The sequence below is a fragment of the Acidimicrobiia bacterium genome, assembly GCA_040902765.1.
GTDB lineage: Bacteria > Actinomycetota > Acidimicrobiia > Spongiisociales > UBA11373 > DATKBG01.
Window position 1 is genome coordinate 1 of record JBBDWO010000008.1, and the last position, 4990, is coordinate 4990.

The 4990-nt window shown below is 67.5% G+C and carries 7 protein-coding genes and 1 tRNA gene; 4 read left to right on the top strand and 4 right to left on the bottom strand.

Annotation, left to right across the window (positions count from 1 at the left end; all coding sequences use genetic code 11):
* The first annotated feature begins 209 nt into the window (after positions 1-209).
* Positions 210-1187 (top strand): ABC transporter ATP-binding protein, encoded by a 978-nt coding sequence (locus WEA29_03080; GenBank protein MEX2322743.1) that lies wholly within the window; start codon positions 210-212, stop codon positions 1185-1187.
* Between the two features lie 3 nt (positions 1188-1190).
* On the opposite strand, the gene WEA29_03085 is transcribed toward WEA29_03080, so the two are convergent.
* A complete protein-coding gene (locus tag WEA29_03085; GenBank protein MEX2322744.1) occupies positions 1191-1958 on the bottom strand; it encodes a hypothetical protein in 768 nt (255 codons plus the stop codon).
* A gap of 25 nt (positions 1959-1983) precedes the next feature.
* On the opposite strand from WEA29_03085, the gene WEA29_03090 reads away from it, so the two are divergent.
* Complete coding sequence (locus WEA29_03090) at positions 1984-2370, top strand: ATP-binding cassette domain-containing protein (GenBank protein ID MEX2322745.1); 387 nt, start codon at positions 1984-1986, stop codon at positions 2368-2370.
* Positions 2371-2383: 13 nt separating this feature from the next.
* Here WEA29_03090 and dcd read toward each other — a convergent pair whose 3' ends face one another.
* From dcd to WEA29_03105, 3 genes are all read right to left on the bottom strand, one after another.
* Positions 2384-2959, bottom strand: coding sequence for a dCTP deaminase (dcd, locus tag WEA29_03095; protein ID MEX2322746.1), 576 nt, complete (start codon positions 2957-2959; stop codon positions 2384-2386).
* A 78-nt stretch (positions 2960-3037) separates the two neighbouring features.
* Positions 3038-3111, bottom strand: a tRNA-Gly gene (locus tag WEA29_03100).
* A 47-nt stretch (positions 3112-3158) separates the two neighbouring features.
* Entirely contained in the window at positions 3159-3371 is a 213-nt protein-coding gene (locus WEA29_03105) for a hypothetical protein (protein ID MEX2322747.1), read from the bottom strand.
* A 140-nt stretch (positions 3372-3511) separates the two neighbouring features.
* Here WEA29_03105 and WEA29_03110 point away from each other — a divergent pair, with 140 nt between their 5' ends.
* The gene (locus tag WEA29_03110) at positions 3512-4354 is read left to right on the top strand and encodes a homoserine kinase (GenBank protein ID MEX2322748.1); all 843 of its coding nucleotides are present in this window, start codon (positions 3512-3514) and stop codon (positions 4352-4354) included.
* Positions 4351-4860 (top strand): DinB family protein, encoded by a 510-nt coding sequence (locus tag WEA29_03115; protein MEX2322749.1) that lies wholly within the window; start codon positions 4351-4353, stop codon positions 4858-4860. Before WEA29_03110 ends, WEA29_03115 begins: the two co-directional genes overlap by 4 nt.
* Positions 4861-4990: the final 130 nt, after the last annotated feature.

Consider the following 4990-nt stretch of genomic DNA (forward strand, 5'->3'; position numbering starts at 1 on the left):
TGCGCCGCTGGCGCGTCACCACACAACTGTCGACCCCAAACCGCGAGAGATCACCTTCGGGGGGAGAGAGGTGAAAGCGCACTCCCCTCCCCTGTAGGGGGAGGTGGCAGCGGCCGTAGGCCGCCGACGGAGGGGGAGGCCAGACGCGTCGCGAGGACCACGGAGCGTTAGCCCTCCCCCCTCGCGCCTCGCCCCTCTACCCTCCCTCTATGCCTCCCCTGCTTTCCGTCGAGGGACTCCGGGTGTCGATCAACCGGGCCGGTGACGAGCGCGTCGTCGTGAATGGGATTGACCTGACCGTGGACGAGGGAGAGGCCCTCGTACTCGTGGGTGAATCCGCATCCGGGAAGAGCCTCATCGCCTGCGGGGTGGTCGATCTCCTCAGTCCCGGAGCGCGGGTGGTCGGTGGTCGCACCGTTTTCGAGGGCCACGTGCTTCAGGACCTCCCCGATGCCGATTGGCGGCGGCTGGTCGGGATGGGGATCGGGGTGATGTTGCAGGACGCCATCGGGTCGCTGTATCCGATGGACCTGATCGGATTGCAGTCCGGTGAGGTGCTCGGGGCCCACGGCGAAGAACTCAGCCAGGAGGAGGTCGCCGAGCGGGTCCACGATGCCTTCGGCGAGGTCGCCCTGCCCAAGCGGCGGATGATGGGCGCCTACGCCGACGAGGTGTCGCGTGGTCAGGCTCAGCGGGCGATGCTGGCTGCGGCCCTGCTGTCGGCCCCCCGACTTCTCATCGCCGATGAGCCCCTCTCGGGTCTCGACGTCACTGTGGCCCAGCAGGTCCTCGCCCTCATCGACGACCTGAGGCGTAAGCGGGGCATGGGCCTGCTCCTGGTGACCCACGACATGGCGGTAGCGGCGGGGGTCGCCGATCGGGTGGCCGTGGTGTACGGAGGTGCGATCGTCGAGGAGGGTCCGGTCGACGAGATCTTCTTCAGGCCCAAGCATCCGTACACGGCGGGCCTGCTCGGGTCGGTACCGGGTCTCGGGCTCGGGCGGTTGCGGCCGATCGAAGGCGAGGCCCCTGACCTGTTCGAGTTACCGCGGGGATGTTCCTTCGCCAATCGATGTGAGTTCGCCGTCGACCGGTGCCGCCTGGAGACCCCGGTGGCGCGTCCGGTCGGATCCGTCAGTGTCGCCTGCCACCGAGCCGAGGAGCTGTCCCTCGTCGGGGTGGGTTGACGGTCACTCGACGACGGACACCGGTGCGTCGCCGACCGGGATGGGCGGGCTGGAAACCGGGCTGAATGAGAGCCACTCCACGTGCCCGTGAAGGTTCAGTGCCAGATCCAAGCCGGTCGAGATTGGAGACTCGCCGCCGCCCAGGTAGAAGGCCATTTCCCCACTGGATTGCCATGCTCCGTGGGTGATCGACACATTCCCTAAGTTCCCGAAGACCTGTTCCTGCCCGGTGCGGGCGTAGAGCCAGACGTTGACCCCGGCGTCGGGTGAGCCCGCATGGAGCGAGAGGCTGACGCGGGCGACCCGATCGTCGGGACCGACCGTCCAGTGCAAAGAGCCGCCCTCGGGGGACAGCGTGAGGTCGATCAGACGGAACTCGGTGCCGTCCGCAGTGCGGTACTCGACGTCGAGGTCGTCAATCGTCTTCGGACTCCCGTCGACCGGCAGCACCACGCCCGGTACGCTGAGTGCGACGTTCTCGAACTTCGGAAGTCCGAGGGCGGTGTGCTGGATCGCGTCGACGTCGTCCGGTCCGTACGCGCCGGGTTCGAAGCTCACCGTCAGGTAGCCGGGGACCAAAGAGTCGATCGCTTGGTCCACTGACGAAATCCGGGTGCCGTCGACGAGTACCAGATCCCAGGCGCCACCAACGAACGCGCTCGCCTCACCCTCGACGTTGAAAGTAGAGACCGTGGAGACGGTGACGTACACACCGCGGGGACTGAACAGGACGCGTTCGACTCTGGCACCGAAGCGGCTGTCAAGAGGCACAAAACCGGCAGGGAACCCAATGGCCGTGACGGGCTCGGTCGTGGTGGTGGTCGTCGTTTCCTCAGCCGCGAGTGGCATCGCCCACCGCGCCGACCACCGACCCGGCGAGATGTCGGGCGGCGAGCAGCAGCGGGTCGCGTTGGCGAGGGCCATAGTGCACAACCCCAAGGCGATCCTCGCCGACGAGCCCACCGGCGAACTCGACACATCGACCGCCGCCTACGTGCTCGACATGCTGCGCAAGGTGGCTCGGGGCGGCGCCGCCGTGGTGATCGCAACCCACGACCCGATCTCCCTCGACTTCGTCGACACCGCCTACTTCGTCCGCGACGGCACCCTCCACCTCCCCGACCGCGAAGAACTCCAGCTGTGGGTGGACGAGGGGAAGGGCAGTTTGGCTCAGCACAGCTGAGCCAGACTGTGAGCTACCCGCTCTCAAAGAAGGGGTCTTCGTGCACCCGGCTGGGGGTCGGGCCCCGCTGGCCCTGGTACTTAGATCCTGCCTCACCGGAGCCGTAGGGGTTCTCGGCGGCGGTGGTGAGCTCATAGAACGACAGCTGGCCGATGCGCATCCCGGGGTAGATGGCGATCGGCAGGTTGGCTACGTTCGACAACTCTAGCGTCAGGTGTCCTTCGAATCCCGGGTCGACGAAGCCGGCGGTCGAGTGGATCAGGAGGCCAAGTCGACCCAGGGACGATTTCCCCTCGAGCCTCGCCACGAGGTCGTCGGCGAGCCGGACCACCTCAAGCGTCGAACCGAGGACGAACTCACCGGGGTGCAGCACGAACGGGGCATCGACGGCAGTGGCCACCTCGGTGGTCAGGTCCTCCTGCGGTTGCTTGGGGTCGATGAGGGCGTACCGGTGATTTTCGAAGACCCGGAAGTACCGGTCGACGCGAACGTCGACGCTCGACGGCTGGACCATCGCCGGGTCGAACGGGTCGATCTCGATGCGACCGAGCTCGATAGCGGCCCGGATGGAGATGTCGGAGAGGATCACGTCGCGATGGTACGCAGCTGTGCGTCAGGGCGCTCGTGAGGATGCCCACAGCGAGTTGCGAATTTGCGAATTGCGAACTGGAGCGGGTGAGGGGAATCGAACCCCCGCTCCGAGCTTGGGAAGCTCGTGTTCTGCCATTGAACTACACCCGCGGTAAGGCAATCGTACCCGCCATCGAGGCGGTTTGACCGGGCTCTCCTCAGCGCAGGAGGCTGGCGGCCGCCCAGGCCGTGATCACCACGCCGACCGCGAGCAGGAACCACGCTCGTCCCTGACGGAGGTCACCCTCTGCCCCCTTGGGTCGCACTCCTCGCCGCGCCATGACCAGGGCGTAGGCGTTCCCGATGAGCAGCGCAGCACCCACGGCGAGGATCAGCTGGGCGACCAGCGAATCGAGATCGAAGATGTCCATGTCAGGCTCCAGTCCCCAGGCTCCAGGAGGATACGGCTCCCCCTCTGGCCATGAGCCATGAGCCATGAGCTAGAAGCCACGGTCGACGGTTGGCGATCCGAACGACACCCGTCATCTCCCCCCGATAGCCTTCGGCGCGAATGGTCATCGCCTCGGCACCGGCTTCCGCCGCCAATCTGGGTCCGGGTTTTGACGTGCTCGCCATCGCCCTCGACCTGCGCTGCGAGGTCGAGGTGATCGCGGCCGACCAGTGGACGGTGACCAGCGATGGCCGGCACGTCGACGAGGAGACCGCCTCGTTCGTGCGCTCCGTGGCCGGGAGTGTCCCCAAGGAGATCTACATCCGATCGGCGATCCCTTCGGCTCGGGGGCTGGGGTCGAGTGCGGCGGTGCGGGTGGCCACCGTCGCCGCGACCGCGGTGCTGGAGCGTGGGGAGTTCGACCACGACGCCGTCCTCGAGATCGTCGCAAACGCCGAGGGTCACCCCGACAACGCTGCGGCCGCGGTCCACGGAGGGCTGACCTTTGTCGATGCCATCGGAGGGGTTCACCGCCTGGGCGTTCACCCGGGGATCGAGGTGGTGGTGGCCGTACCCGCCATGGAGTTGGAGACGAGCCGCGCCAGAGCCGTGCTGCCCGACATGGTGTCGCGCAGTGTGGCGGTCCGCACCGCCGCCAGGGTCGCCGCGCTCGTGGAGGGCCTGCGCACCGGTGATCCCACCGTGCTGGCAGCCGCCGGAGGGGACGAGCTCCATGAGCAGCCCAGGGCTAGCCTCGCCCCCATGGCCTCGGACCTGATGACCGCAGCACGAGTCGCTGGCGCGCTCCACGCCTGCTGGTCAGGCGCGGGGCCGTCGGTGCTTGCCTTTGTCACCGACAGTACCGGCGAGGCCGTACGGGACGCCTTCGAGGAGGTACTCGCTGGCGAAGGTGAGATCCTCGAGCCCCAGATCGATCGGTCCGGCGTACTGGTGGAGTCGTGAGAGAGGACCGCCTGGTCAGGGAATCTCGGTTCACTCCGGCGGTGGGGTTGCTGGTGGCGATGCTCGACGAATGCCGCGGACGGACGCTGAGTCACCTCCAGGATCTCGACGCGCCGATGATCTATGCCGAGGTGCCCGGTCATCCGAACACGATCGGCACGATCCTGTATCACGTGGCCGCCATCGAGTTGGACTGGCTGTACGCAGAGATCCTGGGCGAGGAGTTCCCGGAGGAGATGTCGACGTGGTTTCCGGCTGACGTGCGCGACGACACCGGTCGCCTCACGCCGGTCACCGGTGAGAGTCTGGACCGGCACCGGGAACGCCTGGCTTGGGTGCGCGGCCTCCTTCACGACGGCCTCGCCGACAAGGACGACGCCTTCCTCTTCGAGGACCGCCCGACCGACGGAGGGACGGTGACAAGCGAGTGGGTGCTGCACCACCTGATGCAGCACGAAGCCGAACACCGCGGCCAGATCGGAGAACTCGCCACCGCACTGCGGTAGGCCCCCCTCTCTCCCCCCGAAGGGGGGAGTACCGCTGAAGGCGGGGAGGGGGGAGGGCGATCCCTACGTGGGCCTCGCGACGCGTCTGGCCTCCCCCTCCGTCAGCGACCTTCGGTCGCTGCCACCTCCC

Excerpts from the sequence above, each read along its gene's own strand:
- WEA29_03080 (MEX2322743.1), top strand. The coding sequence starts at position 210 with ATGCCTCCCCTGCTTTCCGTCGAGGGACTCCGGGTGTCGATCAACCGG.
- WEA29_03105 (MEX2322747.1), bottom strand. The coding sequence starts at position 3,371 with ATGGACATCTTCGATCTCGATTCGCTGGTCGCCCAGCTGATCCTCGCC.
- WEA29_03110 (MEX2322748.1), top strand. The coding sequence starts at position 3,512 with ATGGTCATCGCCTCGGCACCGGCTTCCGCCGCCAATCTGGGTCCGGGT.